The organism is Alteromonas sp. B31-7 (assembly GCF_015767655.1).
GTDB lineage: Bacteria > Pseudomonadota > Gammaproteobacteria > Enterobacterales > Alteromonadaceae > Alteromonas > Alteromonas australica.
The window spans coordinates 4,557,999-4,582,800 of record NZ_CP065233.1; the positions used below are offsets into that span (position 1 = coordinate 4,557,999).

General features: G+C 43.9%; 16 protein-coding genes and 3 pseudogenes. 10 read left to right on the plus strand and 9 right to left on the minus strand.

Annotated features, from left to right (window positions below; translation table 11 throughout):
- Window positions 1–43 precede the first annotated feature (43 nt).
- Window positions 44–207 (plus strand): annotated as a pseudogene (locus tag IUA53_RS19965) (AAA family ATPase); the annotation flags it as partial.
- Window positions 208–493: 286 nt separating this feature from the next.
- Here the strand turns inward: IUA53_RS19965 and IUA53_RS19970 are convergent.
- The 3 genes from IUA53_RS19970 to IUA53_RS19980 are packed head-to-tail and all read right to left on the minus strand — an operon-like array spanning window position 494 to window position 3,146.
- Window positions 494–1,498: a YecA family protein gene (locus IUA53_RS19970; protein ID WP_196897702.1), complete on the minus strand. Its 1,005-nt coding sequence runs from the start codon at window positions 1,496–1,498 to the stop codon at window positions 494–496.
- Between the two features lie 18 nt (window positions 1,499–1,516).
- Window positions 1,517–2,866 (minus strand): type II toxin-antitoxin system HipA family toxin, encoded by a 1,350-nt coding sequence (locus tag IUA53_RS19975; RefSeq protein WP_196897704.1) that lies wholly within the window; start codon window positions 2,864–2,866, stop codon window positions 1,517–1,519.
- Window positions 2,856–3,146 carry a helix-turn-helix domain-containing protein gene (locus tag IUA53_RS19980; protein WP_044449140.1) on the minus strand — a complete coding sequence of 97 codons (291 nt, stop codon included), beginning with the start codon at window positions 3,144–3,146 and terminating at the stop codon, window positions 2,856–2,858. The genes IUA53_RS19975 and IUA53_RS19980 overlap by 11 nt, the downstream gene beginning before the upstream one ends.
- A gap of 426 nt (window positions 3,147–3,572) precedes the next feature.
- Here IUA53_RS19980 and IUA53_RS19985 point away from each other — a divergent pair, with 426 nt between their 5' ends.
- The 4 genes and pseudogenes from IUA53_RS19985 to IUA53_RS20000 form a co-directional block, all read left to right on the plus strand.
- Entirely contained in the window at window positions 3,573–3,758 is a 186-nt protein-coding gene (locus IUA53_RS19985) for an integrase arm-type DNA-binding domain-containing protein (protein ID WP_196897706.1), read from the plus strand.
- 489 nt (window positions 3,759–4,247) lie between these two features.
- Window positions 4,248–4,538, plus strand: coding sequence for a helix-turn-helix domain-containing protein (locus tag IUA53_RS19990; protein WP_044449143.1), 291 nt, complete (start codon window positions 4,248–4,250; stop codon window positions 4,536–4,538).
- A gap of 5 nt (window positions 4,539–4,543) precedes the next feature.
- Entirely contained in the window at window positions 4,544–5,902 is a 1,359-nt protein-coding gene (locus IUA53_RS19995) for a HipA domain-containing protein (RefSeq protein ID WP_196897708.1), read from the plus strand.
- A gap of 202 nt (window positions 5,903–6,104) precedes the next feature.
- Window positions 6,105–8,589, plus strand: a pseudogene (locus tag IUA53_RS20000) (DEAD/DEAH box helicase family protein); the annotation flags it as partial.
- 119 nt (window positions 8,590–8,708) lie between these two features.
- Here IUA53_RS20000 and istB read toward each other — a convergent pair.
- On the minus strand, window positions 8,709–9,455 hold the full coding sequence (gene istB, locus IUA53_RS20005; protein ID WP_015066349.1) for an IS21-like element helper ATPase IstB: 747 nt from the start codon (window positions 9,453–9,455) through the stop codon (window positions 8,709–8,711).
- Window positions 9,456–9,463: 8 nt separating this feature from the next.
- Window positions 9,464–11,002 (minus strand): IS21 family transposase, encoded by a 1,539-nt coding sequence (gene istA, locus IUA53_RS20010; protein WP_272965909.1) that lies wholly within the window; start codon window positions 11,000–11,002, stop codon window positions 9,464–9,466.
- Between the two features lie 194 nt (window positions 11,003–11,196).
- Here istA and IUA53_RS20015 point away from each other — a divergent pair.
- A pseudogene (locus tag IUA53_RS20015) lies at window positions 11,197–11,889 on the plus strand (DUF3427 domain-containing protein); the annotation flags it as partial.
- A gap of 68 nt (window positions 11,890–11,957) precedes the next feature.
- Here IUA53_RS20015 and IUA53_RS20020 read toward each other — a convergent pair.
- Entirely contained in the window at window positions 11,958–12,749 is a 792-nt protein-coding gene (locus IUA53_RS20020; protein WP_196897713.1) for a TetR/AcrR family transcriptional regulator, read from the minus strand.
- 121 nt (window positions 12,750–12,870) lie between these two features.
- Here IUA53_RS20020 and IUA53_RS20025 point away from each other — a divergent pair, with 121 nt between their 5' ends.
- Both IUA53_RS20025 and IUA53_RS20030 read left to right on the plus strand, forming a co-directional pair.
- Window positions 12,871–14,064 (plus strand): MFS transporter, encoded by a 1,194-nt coding sequence (locus tag IUA53_RS20025; protein ID WP_196897715.1) that lies wholly within the window; start codon window positions 12,871–12,873, stop codon window positions 14,062–14,064.
- Window positions 14,064–15,230, plus strand: a complete 1,167-nt coding sequence (locus tag IUA53_RS20030) for a serine hydrolase (protein WP_196897717.1) — start codon at window positions 14,064–14,066, stop codon at window positions 15,228–15,230. Before IUA53_RS20025 ends, IUA53_RS20030 begins: the two co-directional genes overlap by 1 nt.
- Window positions 15,231–15,248: 18 nt before the next feature.
- Here IUA53_RS20030 and IUA53_RS20035 read toward each other — a convergent pair whose 3' ends face one another.
- The 3 genes from IUA53_RS20035 to IUA53_RS20045 form a co-directional block, all read right to left on the minus strand.
- The gene (locus tag IUA53_RS20035) at window positions 15,249–16,748 is read right to left on the minus strand and encodes a tryptophan halogenase family protein (protein ID WP_196897719.1); all 1,500 of its coding nucleotides are present in this window, start codon (window positions 16,746–16,748) and stop codon (window positions 15,249–15,251) included.
- Window positions 16,735–18,321, minus strand: coding sequence for a tryptophan halogenase family protein (locus IUA53_RS20040; protein WP_196897721.1), 1,587 nt, complete (start codon window positions 18,319–18,321; stop codon window positions 16,735–16,737). The genes IUA53_RS20035 and IUA53_RS20040 overlap by 14 nt, the downstream gene beginning before the upstream one ends.
- Before the next feature lie 99 nt (window positions 18,322–18,420).
- Window positions 18,421–21,420, minus strand: coding sequence for a TonB-dependent receptor (locus IUA53_RS20045; RefSeq protein WP_044058583.1), 3,000 nt, complete (start codon window positions 21,418–21,420; stop codon window positions 18,421–18,423).
- A gap of 430 nt (window positions 21,421–21,850) precedes the next feature.
- Here IUA53_RS20045 and IUA53_RS20050 point away from each other — a divergent pair, with 430 nt between their 5' ends.
- Together IUA53_RS20050 and IUA53_RS20055 are read left to right on the plus strand one after the other, a co-directional pair.
- The gene (locus tag IUA53_RS20050) at window positions 21,851–23,191 is read left to right on the plus strand and encodes a GH1 family beta-glucosidase (RefSeq protein WP_196897723.1); all 1,341 of its coding nucleotides are present in this window, start codon (window positions 21,851–21,853) and stop codon (window positions 23,189–23,191) included.
- Window positions 23,192–23,213: 22 nt separating this feature from the next.
- Window positions 23,214–24,758: an MFS transporter gene (locus IUA53_RS20055; protein ID WP_196897725.1), complete on the plus strand. Its 1,545-nt coding sequence runs from the start codon at window positions 23,214–23,216 to the stop codon at window positions 24,756–24,758.
- Window positions 24,759–24,802 lie beyond the last annotated feature (44 nt).

Genomic DNA, 24,802 nt, shown 5'->3' on the forward strand with positions numbered 1-24,802 from the left:
TTTAACACCCACATTATGTAGGTTTTTAAGCTACAAAGCGCAAAAAAGTGGTAAACGTACAAGAGCAAAATCGTTGGCATCCTATGTTGAAAAATGTACTCCAAGTAAAACCTTTAAGTTAACGGGTACACAAGGCTCTTCAGCGTTAGAACAAACCAACATCGTGATGCTTTGTATTTCACGCAATATTTACCTGATAGAGGGTAAAAGCGCGTTGCTTAGCCCCTGAGGTCTACACAAAGTTACCGTATGGGTAACAATTTGTAGACCTCATGCCAACCAGTCGACATTCAGCCTTACTTCTCTTGGATACCATAGCATCCATATTGAGCCTATTTGTATTAAAATGGATGCCATAATATCCATTTTAGGCCATATGAGATTTTTGCTTTTTAGTGGTTGTTGTTCCGGCACCTTTTATATTGTTTATGGCTGGTGAGATAGCCTCTCGATACATTTGGGGCAATCTAAACCAAGTCACTGGTTGACCTTATTACTCGCTAATAGTGAATTTAAAAGTTTGTTTTAATAACGGCTGTATCTTAACCATACTGGCGGCAGGCTCAGTGCTAAAAACACGCCTCTGGTCAATAATCAAAAATCCCCAAAACTGCAAAAAACGTTCAATAAACCTGGTTTCGATGAGCATGCCTAAGTTTCTTTCTGGTAAGAAGTAATCTTTAGTAGGGAACGCCAACAGTAAATCTGGGAAAGCTGTCACAACCTCTTCAGTCAGCTGATCTACACTGCTGTGGTTCTGAATGCGCCACAACATAAACAACCAAAAAGTGCGCAAATCGACATCAAACTCAAAACCGTCCAAATAGCCCCAGTTATATTGGCTGATGGCTGCTTCTAACATAGGTTTAAAAAATGCTTGTATACCTGACGCCTGATATTGTTTCTGCGCAGATTTTTTTACATAGTATCGACCGCTGCGCCGATAAATAATACCACTAATTTCAGCTAACACTCGGGTGTAGTGCAAGGCATTGAATTTGTCTTCGTTACTGCCCGCAAACTCACTGATACTTATTTCACGTTCGAATTGAGCAACGGCAAACTCAGGTAATAACTCACTGGCCTGTTTGACTAATTTAGTCGGTAAGTTGCCTTTACTTGTGGCTTTAAAGGAGCCTTCTTGGTTCATGGCTTCGTCAAGAATGAGGGCTAAATAGCGCATCACCGGGCTGGGAGAAAGTTCGTCTGGCGTGCTGATTGTCACCCACTGTAATTCAGCAAAAGGCGCATACAGCCAATTTGCCATTTGCGTTGGCGTTACACCACAAAAATCGGGATGAGGTTGATTATTGCGATCGTGCACTTTGTGCTGCAAGGCTGCGTTGAGTTCATCAATACTCAAATCTGGGTTCATTGCCAGCATGGTTTCAACATCATCGAAAACTTGGTCAAGTTGCTTGGAAGCGCTGCCCATACAACAACGTTTAAATTTTTTACCACTGCCACAATGGCAAGGATCGTTTCGACCGAGCTTCATTGCTGTCCTTCCTTATTGTTAGAGAAAAAGCGCGGCATTTTCCTGCTTGCGCTGATCCAATGTCTTAGCAATCGCAGACACTGTTGTTTTACTGATCCCTTGCTGCTGTGCCAGATACGTAAATTGGCTGATGGCTTCTGCGACTTCTTCAATGACTTGCCTTGCATCATTCCAATTCGAAAAGCCAGCGCTGGTCGCTAGTTTTTGCATCACCTTAAGCGGTGGCGCTTTACCATAACCTCCGAACGCAGTGGCGTGTTCGTTGAATGGATGTGGGCTGTAGGTAACATCGTAAAAAGGTGCAGGATCCCATTGACCGTCATCCGCTTGCAAAAACGCCCAGTTTTTACTGTGGTCGTCTTGATTAGACGACAGCAGATTAAATACGGCACGGCGAAATTGCAGCTGCCCGGCGGCTGGAGATTTACACAACTGACGGCTGGCTTTAATTAAATCAATGTAATCTAAACTTGGCGTTCTAAAGTCTGCATCCAGCAGCCCGCAAGCGCTGTGCATATGCAATCGGCCTGAACTACGATTGCTATCGAAATTGCTCTGTTCAGTGACATAATCAAAACGCTTGAGCGCCAACCAGGCAGGCGCACCGCTTGCAGTTGGCGCTTCAATGAGTTGCCATTGCGGCGGTTGACACTTTGCTTGCTCAGCCATTTGCAAATAGACCGCCTCGCATAAACCTTCTTCATGCCCGAGCGCGAGATTATTTGAGGTAAATTTAATCAGCCACGCTTCATCACTAGGCTTTGCAAAGGTTCGACAATGCCGAGCTTCTCCAGCAGGCATATAAATCTGTGCCTTTGGCCTTGCCCCACCCGAACTACCTCCGGCGACTAATGCGGCCAACACCTGTTGCGTATGCCCATCTAACTCATCGTGGTTCTCGTCCATACAATCTGACATTGAAGCATCGAACAGCGTTTGTGCTTCTAAGCCTAAAGTAGCTAAATCAATGTCAGCGTGCGTGGTGGCTGAAAACTCAGACACTGGAGAAAAAGACAATGCTCCCATGCCTTTATCACCGACAAAGGCCAGTCTATCCATCGCCGTTAATTGATTAGGTAGGATGCCCTTTTGTCGGAAAATACGATCTTGTAACATCATGCCCCAGCCATCGGGTAAACAATCTCCAAATACGCCATGTACACCTTGATGTGGCGCTTTAGGCGCGGCTTGGACTTGCGTATTCGGTTGCAAAGTTAAAGGTGATAAATTGCCAAACTGCTGCAAATAGCTGTCTTCATACTGAAAAAAAACGCCTTGCCGATTCTGCGCCAAGACCCCTACAGCAACCTGCTCACCTGAGCTTAACGTACGAGTTACCATGAGTTTTTGAATGGGTTTAAAACTCATCTTTTAGCACCTCATCAATACTCGCGGGTACAGCAGCGCGTTCTTTGCTAGGTTGTGTGAGCTGATATAGCCTATCCAATGAGTCGAGGGTCTGCCAAAGCAACAACAATTGGCGAAATGAAATTTGCCCAGTTAGCTCAAATTTCTTAATGGTGGACGCAGGTACACAACTTCGTTCAGCAAGCGCCGTACGTGAAAGCTTTGACCGCTTGCGTAACTCACGTAAATGAGCCGCATAGGCTTGGCTTACATCGGTATCATCAAGTAAGGTAAAATTCATCCGCAAAGACTAAGTGGACACAGTTATATCCATTATAGCGAAATAAAACAGAAAGTGGATATTATTGTATCCATTACTGGGTGAAGTGTTGAAAAAGTTACTCGATAAAGCCTTTCAAAAAGGCTATGTTTTAGCTCTAACAGCAGCATAAAAACGGCACTGTTTTTCCGTAGTTTTAGCCAAGAAGCACCACTAAGATTTAGTAAAAGCCATAGGCAAGTGGTGGGCAGTGTTAATAAAAAAACAAGCTAATTTAGGACCAAAGTGGTGACTTTTGGTCCAGCTTTCCCCTCTTTTTGTTCGCAATTTTGTTCCGAATAATGAGGGAAAGTTGATGAATATCTCACAAACGGCAAAACATATTGAAGCGCTGGTGCAATCCGGCCACCCACTTTCGAAAAAGTCTACCCTAGTATGTATCTTTATTTGAAATCCAAAGGCACGGCCAGTTGGATCATTCGTTACCAATTATTTGGAAAACGACGTCAGTATAAAATTTGTGGTTATGGCAAGGGGCATGAAGAGCTGCTTGATCTTGAAGATGCCATCAAATTCAGAATTGATTGCCGACAAAAGCTTAATGATGGCCTCGATCCGAAACTAGACTTTTAACGTCAACAACAACGACTCCCTATCCACGAAGGAACATTTAACTTTGGATTACAGATTTCTTCACACTTTCAACATTCCAAAAAACACGGCACTTTTACGGCAGATTGACTATGAAGCCAGTCCCTCGAAGAATGAAGCGAATATGTTGTTCAAGCTTAAACGTATCGTAAAGTTAGTACCGTAGAAATATCAAAAGAGATTTTCTAAAGAAAGGGAGATAAACGCTGATTGCGTACGACTTAACCCAGAGCATACAGATGATACTTGGGTTGTTGCTGCCTGGACGGTTTTGCGCCTCTGTGGTATTCAACAATGATAGTGAACGATTAACAATAACCTGTCCAACCACCTAATAATTCACCGATATGGATGAATTATTAAGCCGAAATGCACCAATCAGACATAAAATCACCGTTAACGGTGAACAAACTTGTCATTTATTAATATCTGCCTATAATCACTGATACTAATGAATATTAGAGTAGACTGATGGCAAAGAAAGTCACTACCTCAAAAATGCCTGAGACAGAGTTTATTGATGACGCACATGTGTTAGGGCAATTGATTAAAGCTAAGCGAACAGAGATGGGTATGAAGCTCGCAGATTGCGCCGCGCTGTGTAATGTAGGGATCAATACCTTATCTCGCATTGAAAATGGCAATGATAATTGCACCCTCGCTGCCGCATTTGCCGTGCTACATGGGCTGGGAATCAAACTTACGTCACCTTCGCTTGAAAAACGACATGGCTCAAGTGTCAGCGATGACGAGTGGGTATAGCAAGAATGCCAGCAGACAATATCAACCAGCCCTCAGCATACACTTTGCTCATCTATTTGGCAGAGCAACATATTGGCACGTTAACTGTGGATAAAAGTACCAGTCTGCTCAAACTGGAATATGAGCCGGATTGGCAACAAACAGGCTACCCACTTTCTCCCGCGTTAACACTAGACAACACCCATTCTCGTGAAGTCGCCTATAACTACCTTGATAATGCATTACCTGAAGGAGAAGCTCGAAAACTCTTAGTGGAGCATCTCGGCGTCTCTGAAAAGAATGTTTACTCCCAAGTGCGAGCTATTGGCAATGATCTGGCAGGAGCCATTTCATTTAGGGCGAGAGGACAAGGCTCAGATAATTTACGCGAAGCACGCGAGCCGAAATTTAGACTGATAGAGCAGGATGAGTTGGTAGAGCGGCTTGCCAGGAAGGAAGATATTGGGTTGTTAGCATGGGATGACAAACCACGTCTGAGTGTCGCCGGAGTACAAGATAAGCTCAATATATTCATAAACGAGGAAGGCCAAATTGGGTTTGGCGATGGGACGTTATGTTCAACGCTAATTCTCAAGTTTGAAAAGCCTAACTGCCCCAACCTTGTACTCAACGAATACTTTTGTATGAAGCTGTCAAAGGCAGTGGGACTGCCCACCGCAGAAGTCCAGTTCACTCGCTTCGAACAATACCCAGCGCTAATTGTGGAGCGTTTTGATCGTAAGTATGCGCCCGAACAGGCCAAAGTTTTTCGTAGACATGTCATTGATGGCTGCCAAGCACTTAACCTACCACGAGACTACAAATACGAGCGGAACCTAGGTGATGGCAGAGACGTGCAGCATATTCGAGATGGCGCTAGCTTACCCCGACTCTTTGAACTGGCGAAAACTATGTCGTCGCCCGTAGAGAGTCTTCAATGGCTTATCAACTGGCAGCTATTTAATTTGATGATCAGCAATTACGACAGTCACGGCAAAAACATTTCGCTGTTTTTTGATAAGCGTAATAGTCGATTCACGCCAGCTTATGACTTAGTGAATGTTGCCATGTTCCCGCAGTTCAAGCATGTACTTGCTATGGCGATGGGCAATGAGTTTGACCCCGAAAATATAAATGCATACCAATTAGCTGATTTCGCAGAAACCTGCGGGGTGAATAAAAAGCTCTTATCTCGCCAGTTAAGTGATTTGGCAGATAAAGTCATAGCCATACTTACGCAGCAATCATTTATCGAAAAGTTAACTCAAGAACAGCATTTTACCGAAGACGACCGACATTACATGGCTGAGGTACAAGCGCATATATTGGTACGAACACAGCACCTAAGATCACAAGCGTCCGATATACCGGATATTGAAGTATGAGTGTAGAATAAGTGGACGTAGCAGAACAATTCCCCCGCTAGGCACTCTCGTGAAAGAGCCCCGCAATATCCTGAAAAAGTCGAGGCTGTGGGCCGCTGGTTGGATTTCATGTGGAACTTAACCGATACCCCAATTCACTAAACTTTTACCACTATTCACTTTTCAGTTATGCTCGAAAAAGCGATGACTGAAAAGGAACTTTATGAATCAAGCTGGCATATATGAACAACTAATTACTCAATTGGTTGAGCAAAATTTAGATCGTGAAACTTTTTATGTGGGTGAGCGTTCCTTAGAAAATGGAGAAGCCACGTCTTGGTTATCTCGATTTCTAACTCGAATTATCGACATTGCTATGGATTCAGTGCCTAACGGTGAGAATAGAATTCTTGAGCAAATAAACTTAGCCAATAGCGTCATTGAATGGTTAAGTGACAATATTGGTGATAAAGAACTTATCACTGACAATTTAATTGATACGCAAGGCAAGATACTGACTGCACTCCTAGACAAACAAAACCCTGTTGCGTCTAATCTTCCTAAATACGTCGAATCAATAATGCCCCCTGACTGGACTAACTCAAAGTGAATTGTTTTGCGGCAGTAACGTTGGCATTTCGCTCGAAACTGAAATTAAAAGAGAAATTCAGTCGTCAGACAAAATTTATTGGTTAGTTTCATTTATAAAGTGGGCTGGAATTAGGATTTTTAAGAAGGAGCTTGAGGAATTTACTCGCAGTGGTAAGCAACTAAAAGTTATCACCACATCCTATATGGGAGCCACTGATGCAAAGGCCGTAGAGTTTTTAGCATCACTACCTAATACAGAAGTAAAACTCAGTTACAATACGAATAGGGAACGATTACACGCTAAGTCATATCTGTTTATGCGTGATACCAGCTTTCACACTGGTTACATTGGATCATCGAATTTATCTCACTCAGCCTTAACCAGTGGCTTAGAATGGAATTTAAAAATAACTTCTAAAGAAATTCCTCATATTATTGAGAAATCTCTCAGCACCTTTGAAACTTACTGGGAATCGCCAGATTTCGAACGATTTGATGGCAAAGCACAAAGCAAGGAAAGGCTTAATATTGCCCTTCAAACTGCCAGAGGTTCGTTTGATAGCAATCTGCCTAGCTTTTATTTTGATATTAAACCGCACTCTCATCAAAAAAATATCTTAGAGAAATTAAAGGTCGAAAGAGAGCTGCACGGAAGATATAAAAACCTTGTGGTCGCCGCTACAGGAACAGGCAAAACAATCATTTCAGCTTTTGACTTTGCAAAGTTTTACAATGAAAACCCTGAGGCTAAATTTCTATTTTTAGCCCATAGAGAGGAAATACTTAAGCAGGCCAGAAGCGCATATCGTGGAGTGCTTAAAAACAGCCAGTTTGGTGAGCTATTGGTAGGCCAATATAAGCCTGAAAAGTTTAATCACCTATTTGCTTCCATCCAGAGTTTCAATAATCAACTTTCCAGTTTGAACTTATCTAACGATTACTTTGACTATATTGTTATTGATGAGGTTCACCATATAACAGCGAATAGTTATCGCCCAATTTTAGAGCACTTTGAGCCAACTATACTCATTGGCTTAACTGCAACACCGGAACGCCATGATGGTGCTGACATCCTCAAAGATTTCTGCAATGTTATTGCCGCTGAAATTCGGTTACCAGAAGCAATAAATCAACGCCATTTATCGCCATTTCAGTACTTTGGCATTGATGATGAAACAGATCTTACGAAAATTTCATGGTCAAAAGGTCGATATGATGTTGCAGAGCTTACTAACTTGTATACGTTGAATGATCAACGGGTAATTAGAATTATTCAAAGCCTCAATGAAATTATTACTGACATTTCTCAAATGCGAGCGCTAGCGTTCTGCGTAAGCAAAGCGCATGCGAATTATATGGCTAAGAAATTTACCTTGAGTAATATTCCTTGTGGAGTGCTTATTAGTGATAATTCTAAAGATCGGGATATTCAGCAGCAGCGTTTAAGATCGAAAGAAATTAATGTTCTATTTGTAGTGGATATCTTTAATGAAGGTGTCGATATTCCAGAACTAGATACCCTACTATTTTTAAGACCAACAGAAAGTTTAACTATATTCTTGCAACAATTAGGTCGAGGACTCCGGTTAATCGAAAACAAGGAATGCTGTACCATTTTAGATTTTGTTGGCAACTCTAGACCTGAATATGATTTTTCACATAAATTTAGGGCGTTAGTTGGCAAAACAAACCAAGCAATTTCAAAAGAGGTCAAACAAGGTTTTCCTCACCTTCCTCTTGGCTGCCGTATTGAGTTACAAGAGAAAACTCAGCAAATGATCTTGAGGAACATATCTCAAGCAACATTAAATAAAAACAAGTTGCTTAACCTTATCTCTAACTATCCTCACGTTACAGATTTACCACTTACTCTGACAAAATTTTTACGTATCTATCCAGACATTACTTTAGAAGATATTTATAAAATAAAAGTTGGCAAGTTTGGAGGATGGAACGCTCTAATTGCTGCAAGCAATCAGGATGATATAAATGAAGCTGACTTTCCCATATACGCAGCTTATTACCGTGCAATCAATAATCGAATTCTAGTCAATACATCTTTTTCATATTTAAGGTTTGTTAAAGCGCTATGCGAGTCTAACTTTTCCCTAACTAACCTAGTCAATATTCAATCTGTGCCTGAAAGGCACTGCCAACTGCGTATTTCGGTGAATCCGAACGGTCATTTCGGTTTTATCCGATCACTTTTTCTTCTTCTTTTTCGTCCTTGCCAGTTTTACCTTAAGTGATCGGATTGGTCTAGTTTTCTCATCGATTCGCCAGCCAGTTCAATTCGATGGCTGTTGTGCAGTAAACGGTCGAGTAATGCATCTGCCACGGTGGGGTTACTGATGAGTTTGTACCATTCGGTAACGGGCAACTGGCTAGCGATAATGGTGCTGGTGTTTTGATATCGTTCTTCCATCACGTCAAGTAAGTCATTGGCCTGTCTTGCACTCAGTTTTTCCATTCCCCAGTCATCTAGGATGAGCAGCTCTTTCTTAGCGAGTTGTGCAAGCTGTTGTCGGTAACTTCCATCGGCGTGGCCGATATTCAGCTCATCTAGAAGCTGGCCGAGCCGGTAATATCGTACTGTATGATGCTGTTCACAGGCTTGTCTGGCTAATGCGCAAGCGAAGTACGTTTTACCGCACCCCGTTGCGCCAGTAACGATAATGTTATGGGCATGATGTAAGTATTGGCCGCTCAACAGTGTGGCGACTTTATCTTTGCGTAGACCGCGCTCTGCGCGGTATTCCAATCGGCTGGCGTGAGCTTCTAAGCGCAAGGTTGCCTGACGCAGTAAACGCTTCACTTTGCTGTCTTGCCGACAGTGGATTTCATGCTGTGCCAGTAATCCTAAGCGTTCTTCGAAGCTCATCTCGTCGTAGGTTGTCGCTTGGCTTTGTTGTTGCAGTAACGCTTGAGCGAAGTGTCCAAGCCGTAAGCTACGCAGTTGCTCTTGTAATTGAGATTGTGTCATGGGTTGTCCTATTGATAGTAATGTTGGCCGCGGATATTGTGGTGGGTTACAGGTTGCTCATCGTGTTCGACAGCGGTGCTCGGTACGCTTTCTTGGTGATGTTTGAGTAAGTTCATCACAACGCTTCTGTGAGGGCGTTCTAGCAGTAACGCCTTTTGGCAAGCGGCTTCAAGTCGCGCAGCACCATGCTGTTTAGTGAGATTTAGAATGGCTAGGCAGCTTTTTATCGCTTGCTCTGGATGTTGACGGCTATGGATGTGCCACTGCACCACACCGCGCGTACCTACACCAATATTCTCCGCCCAGTGCAATAAGCGTTCAGCGCTGAAGCGCTGTTTTACATGGCTGTCCGGCATGTGTTCTTTTTGCGTTGAGAAGCCGCCGTCTTTTGCTGATTTAGCGTGCTGTGTCACCAGTTGATTTTGGTGATAGATACTGACCACACTGCCACTTGCCTCGATGGTCACCGTGTTGCCTACTAAGGTGTGCGGTACAGAGTAAGCGTGCTTTTGGTACAGCACATGGTAATCCGGCCCCACCTTTGCTCGTTTACTGTCGATGTACTCATACGTGGTGCCAGGCAATGGCATTAACGCGGGTTTATCGAGCAGTTCAAACTGCTCTCGGCGAGAGCCTGGATGTAAGCGCTGCGGCCGATTATTTAACTCTTCCATTAACACTTTGATACGTGCGTTAAGGCCCGCTAAAGTGTAAAAGCACTCCCGTCGCAATCGCATTAGTATCCAGCGTTCAACAATCAGTACCGCATTTTCTGCTTTAGCCTTATCCTTCGGTTTATAAGGCCGTGCAGGCACAATGGCGCAGCCGTAATGCCGCGCCATTTTGGCGTAGTTTTCATTCAGCGTGGGCGCGTAACGATGGGCTTTGGTAACGGCTGATTTCAGGTTATCCGGCACAAGTAAACGGGGTACACCGCCAAGGTAGCGGAACGTTCTTACGTGCGCCATTATCCAGTCTTCTTCACGCTGAGAGCGGCCAGCTTCAACATACGTGTAGTTGGTCGCGCCTAAAGTCGCAACAAAGATTTGTGCATGATAACGCACTTCGCCTGTGTAGGGATTAACAATCGGTACTGTCGGCCCGCAGTAGTCAATAAACAACTTGTCGCCCGCAATATGATGCTGGCGCATACTACGCTTCTGCTTTTTAAGCCATCGCTGATAATGCTCGCAGAACTGCGTATAACCGTAGGCTGACGCACTATCTTCGGCGCAATACTCTTCCCACAGCAACAGCTTAGTCATGCCTTTACGCTTCAACTCTTGCTGCATAAGCATAAAGTCAGGCAGCCGTTTTTGGCGCTGAACGGGACCAGTGTTATACAACTGAGCCTCGAGCGTTTTATCATTGAGCGCTTCCGGCAACGGCCACGATAAATCACTGGATTTAAAGCGCGAGAGTATTTCACTCACGGTTGAAGGGCCGAGACTTAAGCATTGGCCGATGTCTCGATGGCTTAATCCTACTTCGAATTTGAGACGCAGGACGTCTTTAATCTTTCTCATATCGGTTCTCTTTCTCGCCATGGCAGCTCGTTCCTTCAATAAAGTGATGAAGTTGAGCTTACCAATTGATTTAGTGAGAAAAAGAAGAAGATTTCGGGATTCCGAACAGTGATTTCGGAAAAACGTCATTTTTGATCGGATAACGCCGAAATAAGCGATCGGATTAGACCGAAATCACTGATCGGATTGAACCGAAATGGGTGATCGGAATGGGCCGGAACATGCACCAACTATTTGCCGTTATGTGTCATTATGATTTTTGGGATAAAACAGCTAAGCAAGCAGGGTTTAGTTCGATATCATCGAGTATAGCGACATTAAACATCTCACCGCTTAAAGAAGAGTTACTTGAAGTCATCACATTGCTGATAGAGCGCCTTGAAACACAAGAGTTTTCAATGCCATCAGTGGAAAATGAGATAGTTGATAACTCCCCTCTTAAAATGCATGTGAGATACCCTAAAGAACATATATTGATAGCATTTGGTGACACTACAATTGATAGAAAATCTTCAAGTCGTGAAGGTGTTTTAAATATAACATCCACAAATACAGAGCTGCTATTTGTGACGCTCAATAAATGTGAAAAACAGTTTTCTGTAACGACCATGTATCATGACTATGCTATTAGTCCAACATTATTTCACTGGCAAACGCAAAACAGTTCAAAACCTACATCAGGAAAAGGCCTTAGCTATATTGAACACAAGCAGAATAAAAAAACATTGATTCTGTTTGTAAGAGAACAAGCGAAAGACGCATATGGCAAAACAATGGGCTTCGTGAACTTCGGGCCTGTTGAACTTGTAAAGTATGAAGGTTCACAACCGATGAATATAACATGGCGGTTAAAGCACCCCATGCCTACATACATGTGGCACAACTCAGCCAAGCTGGCTGTTGGGTAAATATATTGGGGCTTTTTACCTCGGGCAACCCTTAATCTCCCCCCTTCGCCCAACTATCCCTACTAACGTTATTTTTTCAAGTAGCGAATTGCTAAATCATAAATATCGTCTTTTACACTGTCTTTTTGAGTGCGGGAGAAGCCTTCAACTAATGAGGTATCAGAAGGGAAGAGAAGTTGAATAAGTAACGAAGAGTAAATAAGCCTGTAAAACGCAATATTGTCTACTTTTCTGTAAGGAGAGGTATTGCTTTCAGCGGTATCTAGCAAGGTTTTTACCCGCGAGTGCATAACCGACAACACACCGGATGTAATATTCTCTTCAAAGTTACCACCAGAGGCTGCCGTCACGTACTCCATTCCGCCTTTTGGAGTCGCAAAATCAATGATAGCGAGTCGTACAAAGGCAGGATGCTGAATATGAAAGTCAACAAACGTGTCTAAGCATTGCCGCAGTTGCACAGTAAAGGGTAGCCCATCTTCTAACTGAAACTGAAGTGACAAGAGCTCCACAAAACGCTTTGACACGCCCATTAACACTTCATCTTTATTTTTAAAGTGCTTGTAGATCGAAGGCACCTTTATACCTACTTTCTCTGCTATGTCATGAAGGTTAAATCCATACACACCTTTTAGAGTAATTAACTGCTCTGCCGCATTCAATATTTTGTCTTTAGTGTGTATTACACTGGGTCTATAAAAGGTTTGGTCTGTCACTGCACTACCTAGCATTGGTTGTGTTAATAGGGCGCCATTGGCATGGGAATAGTGCCAGTCACATTGCGTTTTTACTAGCTGTACTTGATATTTTGCATTGGTAAATAACGTAAACTTCGCATTTTGTGGAGACTTAACCCTCATATTATTTTACTGAGCTATTGACGATAAAATAAACTTTGGCTAATTTGGTTAGCCAAAAGCTAATTATGTTCGCCTGCTTGTTTTTTGCGAACCACGTTTCGATACCGTACAGGCAACGTTTATGAAGGCGAATCTCATCAATATAAATAACCGATTCTCTATTTTGGCGCTTATTGTGGGGGCTACCGTAACCGAAGCAATGTTACTTTTACTGCCCATTTACATTGGCGCGCTTAACGATTTGTTAGCGCTAAGTGCAACAGAAATAGGCCTAATTGGTTCAGCCGATCTTGCTGGTATCGCCCTAAGTGTTACAACTGCTATGGTATGGCTACGTAAATATCCTTGGCGCAGCGCTGTACTTTGGGCGCTGACGCTTTTTTTTGCCACCAATATTGTCTCTATCCATCAAACCAATTTCACTGTATTAATGGCGCTTAGATTTGCAGGTGGACTAGGGGCGGGGGCGGCCTATGCAATTGCGCTGGCCGGTATTTGCGATAGTCACAACCCCGCGAGAAACAGTGCGTTGATGGTATGTAGCCAGGTTATTTTTGGAGCCATAGGATTATTTGTATTGCCAAGTTTAGCCCATGAGTGGCGCTTGGATGGCATTTACCTATATATCTCGCTAGGGGCGATATTGGCCATTGTGCTGAGTTACTTTTATTTCCCTAATAATACGCAGACTCAGCCTAGTTCTCACTTCCCTCCAGTACGAAAATTTGGCTGGCAAGGCACATTAGCATTTGCTGGTACAAGCCTATATTTCGTTACCATTGGTGTGGTGTGGAGTTATTTAGAAAGAATAGCGCTTAATACAGGGCTTTCTTTGGAGGACGTAGGGTTTAGTTTAAGTGCGGGATACATTATCAGTTTACTTGGCTCATTTAGCGCTGCTTATTTTGGTGTAAAATGGGGTACAGCATGGCCAATGATTGTTGCCGGAAGCGTTCAATTTATGATGCTGGTGGTCTTTTATGTGCTTGATGTATTTCCTCACAGTGCCCTTATATTTTTCGCCGCCAATGCTGTTTTCCAGTTTTTCTGGAGCTATATTATTTCTTATCAAGTTGTCATTTTTAGCGATGCAGATAAGGATGGGCGCTTTCTGCCTCTGTACGGTACCAGTGTTCATATTGCGCTAGCGGTGGGACCATTTTTAGGCGCCAATATGGTAAAAGACGATCATTACTTAAATGTTCTCACGTTTGGTATGGTGTCGTTAACACTCTGCTACCTCTCTTTTTTAGGTTCCGTTTATCTGGGTAAAAAATCCGCTTTATCAGGGCCTACAACCGTAGGATCACACTAATGACTATTCCTTTATCACCCGCCCATCACCTTCACGTTAGAGGCGGCAAGAAAGGTGAGTGGGATTTACCCCACAACCGTAGAAGTGGGTTTAAGAATCTCTATAAAAATCATCGTTACGGCATGTCTTGCCGGGCGCCCCAGATGGTTCCATTGTCAGTTAATATCGATTTTAAGCTGCATGATATAGATACAGTGCGATGGTATAGCAGCCATCCTTTTTTCGATGGGCTTTGTGTAACGAAGGGTAGCGATGTTGTATTTGAGCACTATGCTAGCGATTGTCATGCTGACGATATTCATTCTATCCAATCAATATCTAAAACCTTAGTTCACCTGATAGCTGGCAAGCTTCATGAACAAGGTAAGTTGGATACAAGCTTACCGGTTAACCACTTTATCAAACACATTGGAAGTGGGTATGCCAATGCTTCAGTGCAACAAGTAATGGATATGGCAGTGGCAAATGAATACAGCGAAGACTATTACGATGCTACCGCAATGCTAAACCAACTTGAAGATGCCCATGGTTGGCGAATTGACTCCTCAATTCCCCATCGCACTATGCGTGAGTTCTTTCCTACAATCCACAATGGCGGCGTGAGTGCAGTACCTGGGGAACACCACTACAAAACCGCAAACACAGATATTGTGGCGTGGATTTGTGAAGTATGTTGTGGCATTGATATTCGCTCACTGGTACTCGATATTGTCGATGCTTTTGCCCCTGAACACAGTATTTTTGTCTCTACCGATCGCAGCGGCGTTCCTTTTCTTGGTGGCGGTCTTCACATGACGCTAAGGGATTTATGTCGTTATGGCAGGCTATTGGGGCGCGGCGGTCAAGGGTATACCGGCCAGCATGTAGGCAGCACCTCGTTCACGCAACAAACTATGCATAGTCGCGTTGATGGAACACAAAGCCACTTGGGTGTGAGCTATCACAACTTTCTAGAAACCAATGGTCGTTGGATAGGTCATTTGGGGTATGGCGGCCAATTACTGATGGTGTACCCTGAGCACGACATTGTCATCGCATGTTTCAGTAGTTTGCTCGATGACGGAGGTTTAGATCCTGCATTCAGCCAGCGGCAGGTCGCCATGGCTGAACATATTGCGGATTACCTTATCAAGAAACCTTCACAAAAGAGTAGCTACGCGTTATAGGCAGTTTTATTCAGTGTGTTACGCTTTTAAATATTGTTCAAGAAAAGCAGCGTGGCTAGACAACTTGTTGATGTTTTGGGTAACCTGTTGCTTCAATCCCATCATAAATCGTTCTAATTCCGCTTCGGACATCTCATCGGCCACCTTATGGTATTGATTAGGCGTTAAACCTTGCCCCAACATCACTTGTGTCCAAGAATCTACGCGAAAAATATCACCATCATCTAGGAAAACTCGCCCTGTATCTTTGAACAAATTGAGCTTGTGGGTGAGGGAAGGGGGAATAGGCATGTTTTTACAGTGCTGCCAAAAAGGTGAGTCTTCTCTATTGGTCACCTTGTAGTGCATAACAATAAAATCGAGAATAGCGGCCATTTCACTGTCGTATTTGGTGTTGTATTCGTCTATGGCCGACTGGGTAATCCCATCGAATGGGAATAACCGCATTAGCCTGACGATACCTGTCATAATGAGATGAATACTGGTCGACTCCAAAGGTTCGATAAACCCACTGGCAAGGCCAAGCGCTACACAGTTTTTATTCCAGCCTAACCGACGTTTTCCCGGTGTAAACTTAATAAAGCGAGCGTCGTTAACGGGTTCACCTTCTACCTGTTGCACAAGGGTCGATTTTGCCTCGTCATCGCTCATGTATTTGCTGCAATACACGAGTCCATTTCCCACCCGATGTTGTAAGGGAATTTGCCAACGCCAACCCGCCTTATGGGCACTACTTTTTGTGTAGGGAACGGGCGCAGCAACAGTCTCAGTTTGCATTGCCACCGCGCTATCACAAGGCAAATAGTGGCTCCAGTTGTCATACCCTGTATGAAGGGCTTGTTCAATCAGCAAACCTTTAAACCCGGTACAATCGATGAAGAAGTCACCGTTTACTTCTTGAGACTCATCAACTTCTAAACTGGTGATATTTCCAGTTTGCGAACACTTACTTACGTTAGTTATATTACCCACGATATGGTGAACGCCGGCCTCTGTGGCGAGCGTGCGAAGGAATCTTCCGTAGGCCACTGCGTCAAAGTGATAAGCAAAATTGAGTGGCATAGACTCATTGGTGAAAAACTTATTGGCTCTAGCCGCCTGCAATTCAGGGCAATAATCACCAAACTCACCACCAAACCCTAACTTCTGGGCTCGCAGCCAAAAGTGGTGAAACTCGCCAGCCCAGCATTCTCTACCGGTTACCCCAAATGAGTGTATATAACTATGGTTTTCTTCGCGCCAGCCTTCAAATTCAATGCCCAATTTAAATGTTGCCTGCGTCGCTTTCATAAAGGCTTTTTCGTCAATATTAAGCAGTTTATGAAAGGTTCTAATAGGGGGGATGGTCGCTTCGCCAACACCAATAATGCCAATATCTTTAGATTCAACAAGGGTAATATTGAGTGATTTGCCTAATAGTTTGACAAGCGCAATGGCAGCCATCCAACCGGCAGTGCCTCCACCTGCAATAACCACGTTTTTCACCGGCGGTAACGTCGCGCTATCAAATGTGGACATGGTTATGCTCCTTATTACCCTTTTCTTCGTTTAACCCACAAAGCTCATCAAGTAGCGCTCTGTTATTTGGCAATGCGTGTAAGTAGGCTTGTTTCATTTGCGTCATTTTGCTGCGTATTGCTTTCGCTTTTGAAAGATCGGCATCACTTAGCGCAATAGCGGGTAACGCCGTGTTATACCCCATACCATACAATACATATTGGTAGCTGGCTGAGGGAAATATTTCTTCGTTTTCTATTAAATCTAAGCGTGATGGGCTTTGATATTTCCAAATTTCTAATAGTGTGGATAGCGAGGGTGGAGTGCGACTTTCATGACGCTGGGCAAGCCAGTAAGGTTCATTTCTTTCGCTCAGTACATAGTGAAGTTTTAAGAAATCCACCACGCGCTGCCAGCGATATTCAAAACGTTGATTGTAACGTTGACTAACATGCTCCATATGTTCTGCGTTGTGCGGGAAGGATTCGCACAACATACGTAGCCCTAATTCCACCATGGCAATGGCTGAGGCTTCTAAAGGCTCAACAAACCCTGAGGACATACCTAAACTTAAGCAGTTCTTTACCCAGAAGTCTTTGCGATAGCCAGGTTCAAAGGAAAGGGTTCTTACACTTAAATCCTGCGCTTTGGCATGGCGTAAGCGTTGGCTTACTTGTTTGAATAATATGTCTATTGCAGCGTCTTCATTGCAGAACTCACTGGCATAAACTAACCCCACACCACGCCTATGTTGTAAGCCTATATCCCATGTCCAACCCACACGTTGAGCAGTCGCTACTGTAGTACTGTTTATGGCTTGATCGTCGGGAGCATAGGGGGCTTGAACCGCCATGGCACGATTGTTTAGCATGGTGGTTTCAAGTGACAACCAAGGTACATTAAAGTGTTGCTGAATGAGTAATCCGCTTTTGCCAGAACAGTCTATAAATAAATCGCCTGATATTGCCTGACCATTATCGGTGAGGAGTTGGCGAATATATCCATTGGGGTGTTCTTCAACCTTACTGACATGGGCTGATACGTAATGTACACCAAGCGTTTCAAGGCAGTGTTTTTTCAGCAAATTCGCTAGTGCCGTGGCATCAAAGTGGTAACCATAATTAAGCACATGAGCGTAATCTGGGGTAGTGGCTTGCTTTGGCGCCTTCCCTTGCGTACACATCAGGCTTTGTAGGGAAAAACTGTTTTCGTAGCTTTCATGCTTCGCTATTGATTGCCAGCAAGCATGAATATCTAACTCATTGTATGCCGTAGGCACCGTAAAAGGATGGTGATATTGGTGGGTAAAGGTTTGCGAGTTAGCAGCACAAGCGCGCCAGTTGACGAATGAAGAGCCTTGCTTAAACGTGCCCTTGCAGGCCGTTAAAAACTCCCGTTCGTTAATACCAATGTCCAGTAGTGTGTCTCTAAGCGATGGCCACGAACCTTCGCCAACACCTATTGTAGGTACATTAGGTGATTCTATAAGGGTAACTTTGTAGTCAGGCTTTAGCTTTGCCGCCAGTATGCCTGCGCTTAACCAACCTGCCGTACCGCCGCCTACAATAACAACGTGTTTCACCAATTTATTCATAACACCGCGTGGTTTATCATTTATGGCTTGTTTCACTATGAAAAAAAACCCGCCCAAGTGCAATAAAAATACACGAGAGCGGGTTAATACACCCTACAACTAAAACTGGTATCTAACGCCTAATGCGTAACGGGCACCAAGTTCATCTAACTTCCATAGCATGGCACTGGTTCTTCCATGTCTACGAATGTTTTCATCGGTAATATTGATACCTTCAAAAGACACCGTTAATGCATCCGAAATATCATAGGAAACACTAAAGTCTATTTGTGAATAGGCTTCTGTGTAACCCGGTTCGTTTACGTACTGAGAAGTAGTATCTAGGAACTTGTCTCGCCAGTTATAGGCGATACGAGCCTGTAAACCTTCATTTTCATACATGAGCACAAGGTTCGCCGTATCACTTAAACCCACTAAAGCAAACTGTGTGATGGAAGGGTCGGCGTCGTTGTCAAAGCCAATATCCCCCGTAACCGTGGTGTAGTTACCCAAAACACCAAAACCGGTATCACCAAAGAAGTGCTGTGCGGCAAGCTCGAAGCCATAGATGTTGGCACTTTTGTTATTCACCGGTTTAGAGTTAATGAACGTAAGCGTTGGGTCGTCGCTATTTGGCAAAATATCGTAAGCCGCTTCAAATTGCTCATCTGTCATCGAGTCGTAGTCAACACCATTTTCCATGGCTGCAACCATGTTAAATAATGACGTATCGCTGATGGGTATACCTCGCGCTTCAAGCTCTTCCATTGCCGCTTGTGCTCTTGGCCCGGCGGTGGCATCACGTAAATCGTAAATACTTTCTTCAACCTGTTCGTTACCAATAAAGTTCTTCACGCGCTTATCGTAAAAACCTAACGATACATAACTGGTTTCATCAAAGTAGTATTCTACTGAAACATCTACGTTGTCCGATTCTAACGGCACTAATGTTGGGTTACCTGAACTGGCAGTGGCGGTAGCGCCATCAGTTAATAGTGTTGGACCACTCGGTGTATTCACCGTTGCTGCCGCACTTAAGCTGTTGTAAGTAGGTCTAGCAATGGTTTTACTGTAGGAGAAACGGGCAATCACGTTTTCAACTACTTCAATATCAAAGTCTAGCGCAGGAAGAATGTGGTCGTAACTCGACTTAACTTCCACGTCTTCCATCGCGCTACCAAAGCGAACGTTAAAGTCGTTATTGCCTTCCCATGCAATACCACTGGGCAAGCTGATGTTGGCGATAGACGTCACATCGGTATTTTCGTAACGTAGACCTGTTAGTAGGTTATATTCCATCCCGTTTAGTTCGCCAGAAAGGTCGAACTCGAAATACAATGCAGTTATATCTTCTTCTATGGTTCTATTGGTTGCATAGGGGTTATCCGCCACCAAATTGAAACCGTAGGCTTGCGCTGCGAATGCGCCAATTTCTGCCACGCTTCCTGTAAAGCCTTCTGAGTACATGCCATCAGTATTGAAATCGCTAAATTCACTCGCAAAATCTAACGGTGTTAAAGAACCTGCTGGCAATTCACCCGGGTTTTCAATACCCCAGTTACCCATAGTGTGGCGGGTAAGTGACTGTAATGAGGTACTTTCCATTGCGCGCGATTCAATACCGAAGTTAATGCTGCCGGTGTCTAAAACATAGGTTCCGTCAATTCTGGCTTGGGTAATTTCGGTATCTTGTGACGAGAAGTTCATGTCTAAGATAGACGTACCCACATCATCTTGATCTAGCATGCCATTTCCGTTGAGGTTATCTCTTGCGGCATCATCGAAATCAACGAGCATGATGGGGAAGTCGCCGGTGAAATCGACACCCTGACCCTTAACCACGTTTGCCCCTAAACCTAAGTTTGTCCATGTTCCATAAGGGGAATCAGGGCGGCCTTCAGCAGATGAATTGTGTAAGTCAAAGATCAACGTTAAATCATCGTTCACAAAGTACTCAATGTTTAAACCCACAGACTTGTTTTCATTAACTTGGTTCAGCTCCTGTAGGGCTAAACCCAAGTCTCTTGGCAATAAGTCACGTCTCTCTTGCGTGATCAAAACAGGCGTTTTTACATTCTCATCGTCAAAGGTTAACTCGGTGAAATACCTGTCATCCATCCAAATTGACTGCTCTGCGCGTGCTTCGTAAAGATCCTGCTTAGAGTAGGTATAATCTAGCGTAGCAACGAGGTTTTCACTCGGTGCATACTGGAATGTTAATTGTGCATTTGTTCTTTCACGCTCTCTGTCTGCCATGTAATAGCGTAAATCGGAAGGGATCGCGAACAGCTGACCCATTGCTGGCGCATTGTTTAATACAATAGGGTCGCCGCTATCTGGGTTAGCAGGGTCTGGGGACTGTGGAATACTGCCGTCAAACGGGTTCACACGCCACTCGTTTACAAAAGCACCTTGAGCTGCGCTGTCTCGCTGTTGGAAAGACCCAGTAAAAGTCACACCAAATTTTTCATCGTCGGCAAGGTAATTAATATAGCCCGATACTTCAGGGGTAACATCATCGCCCACGCGGTTTGTGGTGTCATGCAGCGCTTTAGCACCTACACTGGCCATAAAACCTGTTTCAGGAGCGTCAAAGGGGCGCGCCGTGCGAATGTTGATCGTTGCACCAATCCCCCCAGTTGCAATGCTCGCTCTTCCTGTTTTGTACACTTCTACAGCACGAACACTTTCAGAAGCTAAGTCGGAAAAGTCATAGGCTCGCGAATTAGGTGTACCACCGCCGCCCGGCAGTGCCGAACCTGGCATGGTTCGTCCATTAAGGGTAACCATGTTGAAATCTGGTCCAAAACCCCGTGCCGTGACTTGGCTACCTTCACCGTTATTTCTGCTTATTGAAATACCGGTAATACGCTGAAGCGACTCAGCAAGGTTGGTGTCTGGGAACTTACCAATGTCTTCCGCAGAAATGGCATCTACCACGCCGGCTGAATCTCGCTTAATTCCCATGGATTCTTGCACACTACTTCGTATGCCTGATACCTGTATAACTTCTACGTCTTCGGGAGACTCCTGTGCATTAACGGGGAATAACAATCCTGTTCCCAATATTAAAGACAGACTCTTAGCAATTTTCGATTTGTTTAAGTGTGTGTGTGTCACTGTCTTTCTCTCTTTGTTGTATTGAGTGATATGCGCCTACCCAAGAAAGGGCTTTCTCGCTTAAAGGTCATTCTTCAACCCACAAGAGAAAGCGCTTTCTCAAAGTTAAGATAAAATAGACCAAAGTTCAACATGTTTTTTACAGTAAATTTACACAAGCCATTTCCTTTCGCTCAAATAAACACAAAAATCCATTACTAACAATAATTTATTGTAGTAAATATTTACTCAACTGCTAGTTCGCCAAAACATAAAATTTACATAAAAATAAATAACTTTGGTTATAAACGTAAAAAAATAACTGGAAAGCGCTTTCTCAAAATACGATGATTGTGCTATAACTCGGCGTAACTAAGAGATACCAACGAAATACAAGGAAACTGATTTCGCGCTATGCGAATTATCTGTAAGCCTTACTAGGAACCCAGTAATGACTAAAAAACTATCGCTTTCCTCTACCAGTCCTATGATGCAACCCTCCTTTTTATTTGGTACAGCAACTTCCTCTTTCCAAATAGAAGGGGATGCCGAGGGTAGGTTAGAATGCATTTGGGATGTATTTTGTCGGCAAGCGGGGGCTATCGCTGACAAGTCAGATGGTTTGAGGGCTTGCGAGCACGTTGAACGCTGGGAAGAAGACGTAAACCTTATTCATAGCCTTGGGGTGGATGCCTACCGATTATCAATTTCTTGGCCCCGGGTCATGCATGCAAATGGCGAAATAAATGAACAAGGTTTAGCATTTTATAAGCAGCTAATAGACAAACTTAATAGCTTGAATATAAAAGCGTTTGTTACGCTTTATCACTGGGATTTACCGCAGCACTTAGAACAACGAGGTGGCTGGCTAAACCGTCAGACGGCATATGAGTTTGAAAACTATGTTGATAAAATATCAGCGGCACTCGGCGAGCGGGTATACTCTTATGCGACATTTAATGAACCTTTCTGTTCAGCCTATTTAGGCTACGAAATTGGCGTTCATGCGCCTGGTAAAACAGGCAGGGAGCACGGTAGAACAGCTGCACATCATATTTTATTGGCGCATGGGTTAGGCATGAAAATGTTGAAGAAGAACGTACCAAATGCCCAAAATGGTATCGTACTTAACTTTACGCCCTGCTACAGTGCCAGCGATAGCCCTGCGGACATAGCGGCAACAGAAAAAGCAGATCAGTATATAAATCAGTGGTATATGCAACCCGTCATGGAAGGTTGTTACCCTGACGTTATTCATGAACTGGCTGAAAAAGACAAACCTCCTATTCAAGATGGAGACATGGAAACTATATGTCAGCCCCTCGATTTTCTCGGCATTAATTTTTATACGCGTCTTCACTACTCAGCGCCTAGAAACCACGATGAACTTTACTTCGAACACCCGCATTACGAACCGAAAACTGACATTGGCTGGGAAATTCATCCACCCGCACTCACACACTTACTGACTTCGCTACATCAACGATACGCATTGCCACCTGTATACATCACAGAAAATGGAGCCGCGATGGCAGATGAGGTTGTCGATGGACGAGTAGAAGATAATGACAGGATTGAATACTACCAAAACCACCTACTCGCCGTAGAGAAAGCCATGGACGAAGGAGTGAAAGTAAGTGGTTACTTCGCCTGGAGCCTTATGGATAATTTTGAATGGGCAGAAGGCTACGAAAAACGATTTGGTATTGTTTATGTCGATTTTGACACACAATCCCGCATACTCAAAGATAGCGCGAAAGCGTTTAAAGCGCTGCTAGCACAACGCACATAACAATAAGACGAAAGGCGCCACCATGGAACAAAAATTAGCAATTAAAGAAAAGATTGGATACGGTTTAGGTGATGCAGCTGCCAACTTAGTGTGGCGCGGTGCATTAGCCTACCTTGCGGTATTCTATACTGACACCTTTGGCCTAAGTGCCGCTGCCGCGGCCATGTTGTTCCTTATCGTGCGCTTATCTGACGGTGTTACCGATATCATTATGGGCATGATTGCTGACAGAACTAAAACCAAGATGGGTAAATTTCGCCCATGGATTTTAGGGTCAACCCCATTTCTCGGGCTTTTTATGGTGCTGTGTTTTACCACGCCTAATTTTGGCAGTACCGGTATGCTGGTGTATGCCTATCTCACCTATATTGGATTAACCCTAGCTTATACCGTTAACAACGTTCCCTATTCCGCGCTAATGGGCGTAATCACTAGCGATGATCGAGAGCGTACCAGCTTGTCTGGCTTTCGGTTCGCCGGTGCGTTCTTAGGAGGGCTTTTAGTTATGGGTTGCCTACCTATGATGGTGGAATACTTTGGCGCAGGAAATGATGCCAGAGGCTATCAATACACCATGTATGTATTCGCCACTTTATTAGTCGCATTAATGCTGATTACCGTCTACTCCACCAAAGAGCGAGTGCCTGTAGCATTAGATAGTACAGCAACCTTAAAACAAGAACTGATAGACTTGAGCAGACACTTGCCCCTTATCCTCATTCCTCTAGGGTCTATCACAGCATTCTTCTACTTCCGTAACCTGTTGACCGCGGCCATCTTTGTCGCCGTGATGATGATTTGTGCTGTCTTCGTGAGAAAATTAATTGCACGCCCTGAGTCTTCGAATAGCCGATCCCAACAAGATATTATTGATTTACTGACGAACAAGCCCTGGTTGATCCTACTCGGTATGGGTTTTCTAACCATGATGTTCAATGGCATAAAATACGGCGTTATTGCCTATTATTTTAAATACTATATTGGTGAAGAACTGCTTATTGGTTACTACTTTATTAGCCTTCTTGTGGTGTCAATTTTTGGTGCGCTCGCTACGCCTTGGTTATCCGTTAAATTTGGGCGCAAGAACCTTTTTATCATTTCTTTGATAGTTAGCAGCTTATTTACGAGTGCCATCTTTTTTGTGCCGTTTGGGTCAACCATGGGTATTTTCGCGCTAGGCTGCGCAGCAGAGTTTTTTGCCGCTATTATGCCCACGTTGTTTTTCTCCATGTTAGGAGACTCAGCAGATTACAATGAATGGCGTACTGGCCGACGTGCAACGGGTCTCATTTACTCTGCAGGCTCGTTTGTACAAAAAACCGGGGGCGGGTTCGCTGGCGCACTAGTATTGCTAGTGTTAGGTAGCTATGGTTACAACGGTATGCAGCCGGAGACCATAAGCCAAAGCCTTCCCGGAATGCGCGCACTTATGAGTTGGATCCCTGCATGTTTTGGTTTTGCCGGCGCGCTGCTTATCTTGCTTTATCCATTAAACGATAAAAAACAACAGGAAGTCACAGAAACCCTACTAAAGCGACGTAGCGAACAGGCAACAATACCGGCATAATGGACTATTACGTTTTAATGGGCATTCACCGGAAGGAGCAGTAG

Bases quoted from the DNA above. Each gene is read 5' to 3' on its own strand.
- IUA53_RS20035 (WP_196897719.1), bottom strand. From the start codon at position 16,748: ATGTCCACATTTGATAGCGCGACGTTACCGCCGGTGAAAAACGTGGTT.
- IUA53_RS19995 (WP_196897708.1), top strand. From the start codon at position 4,544: ATGCCAGCAGACAATATCAACCAGCCCTCAGCATACACTTTGCTCATC.
- IUA53_RS20040 (WP_196897721.1), bottom strand. From the start codon at position 18,321: ATGAATAAATTGGTGAAACACGTTGTTATTGTAGGCGGCGGTACGGCA.
- IUA53_RS20055 (WP_196897725.1), top strand. From the start codon at position 23,214: ATGGAACAAAAATTAGCAATTAAAGAAAAGATTGGATACGGTTTAGGT.
- IUA53_RS20030 (WP_196897717.1), top strand. From the start codon at position 14,064: ATGACTATTCCTTTATCACCCGCCCATCACCTTCACGTTAGAGGCGGC.
- IUA53_RS20020 (WP_196897713.1), bottom strand. From the start codon at position 12,749: ATGAGGGTTAAGTCTCCACAAAATGCGAAGTTTACGTTATTTACCAAT.
- IUA53_RS19990 (WP_044449143.1), top strand. From the start codon at position 4,248: ATGGCAAAGAAAGTCACTACCTCAAAAATGCCTGAGACAGAGTTTATT.
- IUA53_RS20050 (WP_196897723.1), top strand. From the start codon at position 21,851: ATGACTAAAAAACTATCGCTTTCCTCTACCAGTCCTATGATGCAACCC.
- IUA53_RS19980 (WP_044449140.1), bottom strand. From the start codon at position 3,146: ATGAATTTTACCTTACTTGATGATACCGATGTAAGCCAAGCCTATGCG.
- IUA53_RS19970 (WP_196897702.1), bottom strand. From the start codon at position 1,498: ATGAAGCTCGGTCGAAACGATCCTTGCCATTGTGGCAGTGGTAAAAAA.
- IUA53_RS20025 (WP_196897715.1), top strand. From the start codon at position 12,871: ATGAAGGCGAATCTCATCAATATAAATAACCGATTCTCTATTTTGGCG.
- istB (WP_015066349.1), bottom strand. From the start codon at position 9,455: ATGACACAATCTCAATTACAAGAGCAACTGCGTAGCTTACGGCTTGGA.
- istA (WP_272965909.1), bottom strand. From the start codon at position 11,002: ATGGCGAGAAAGAGAACCGATATGAGAAAGATTAAAGACGTCCTGCGT.
- IUA53_RS19975 (WP_196897704.1), bottom strand. From the start codon at position 2,866: ATGAGTTTTAAACCCATTCAAAAACTCATGGTAACTCGTACGTTAAGC.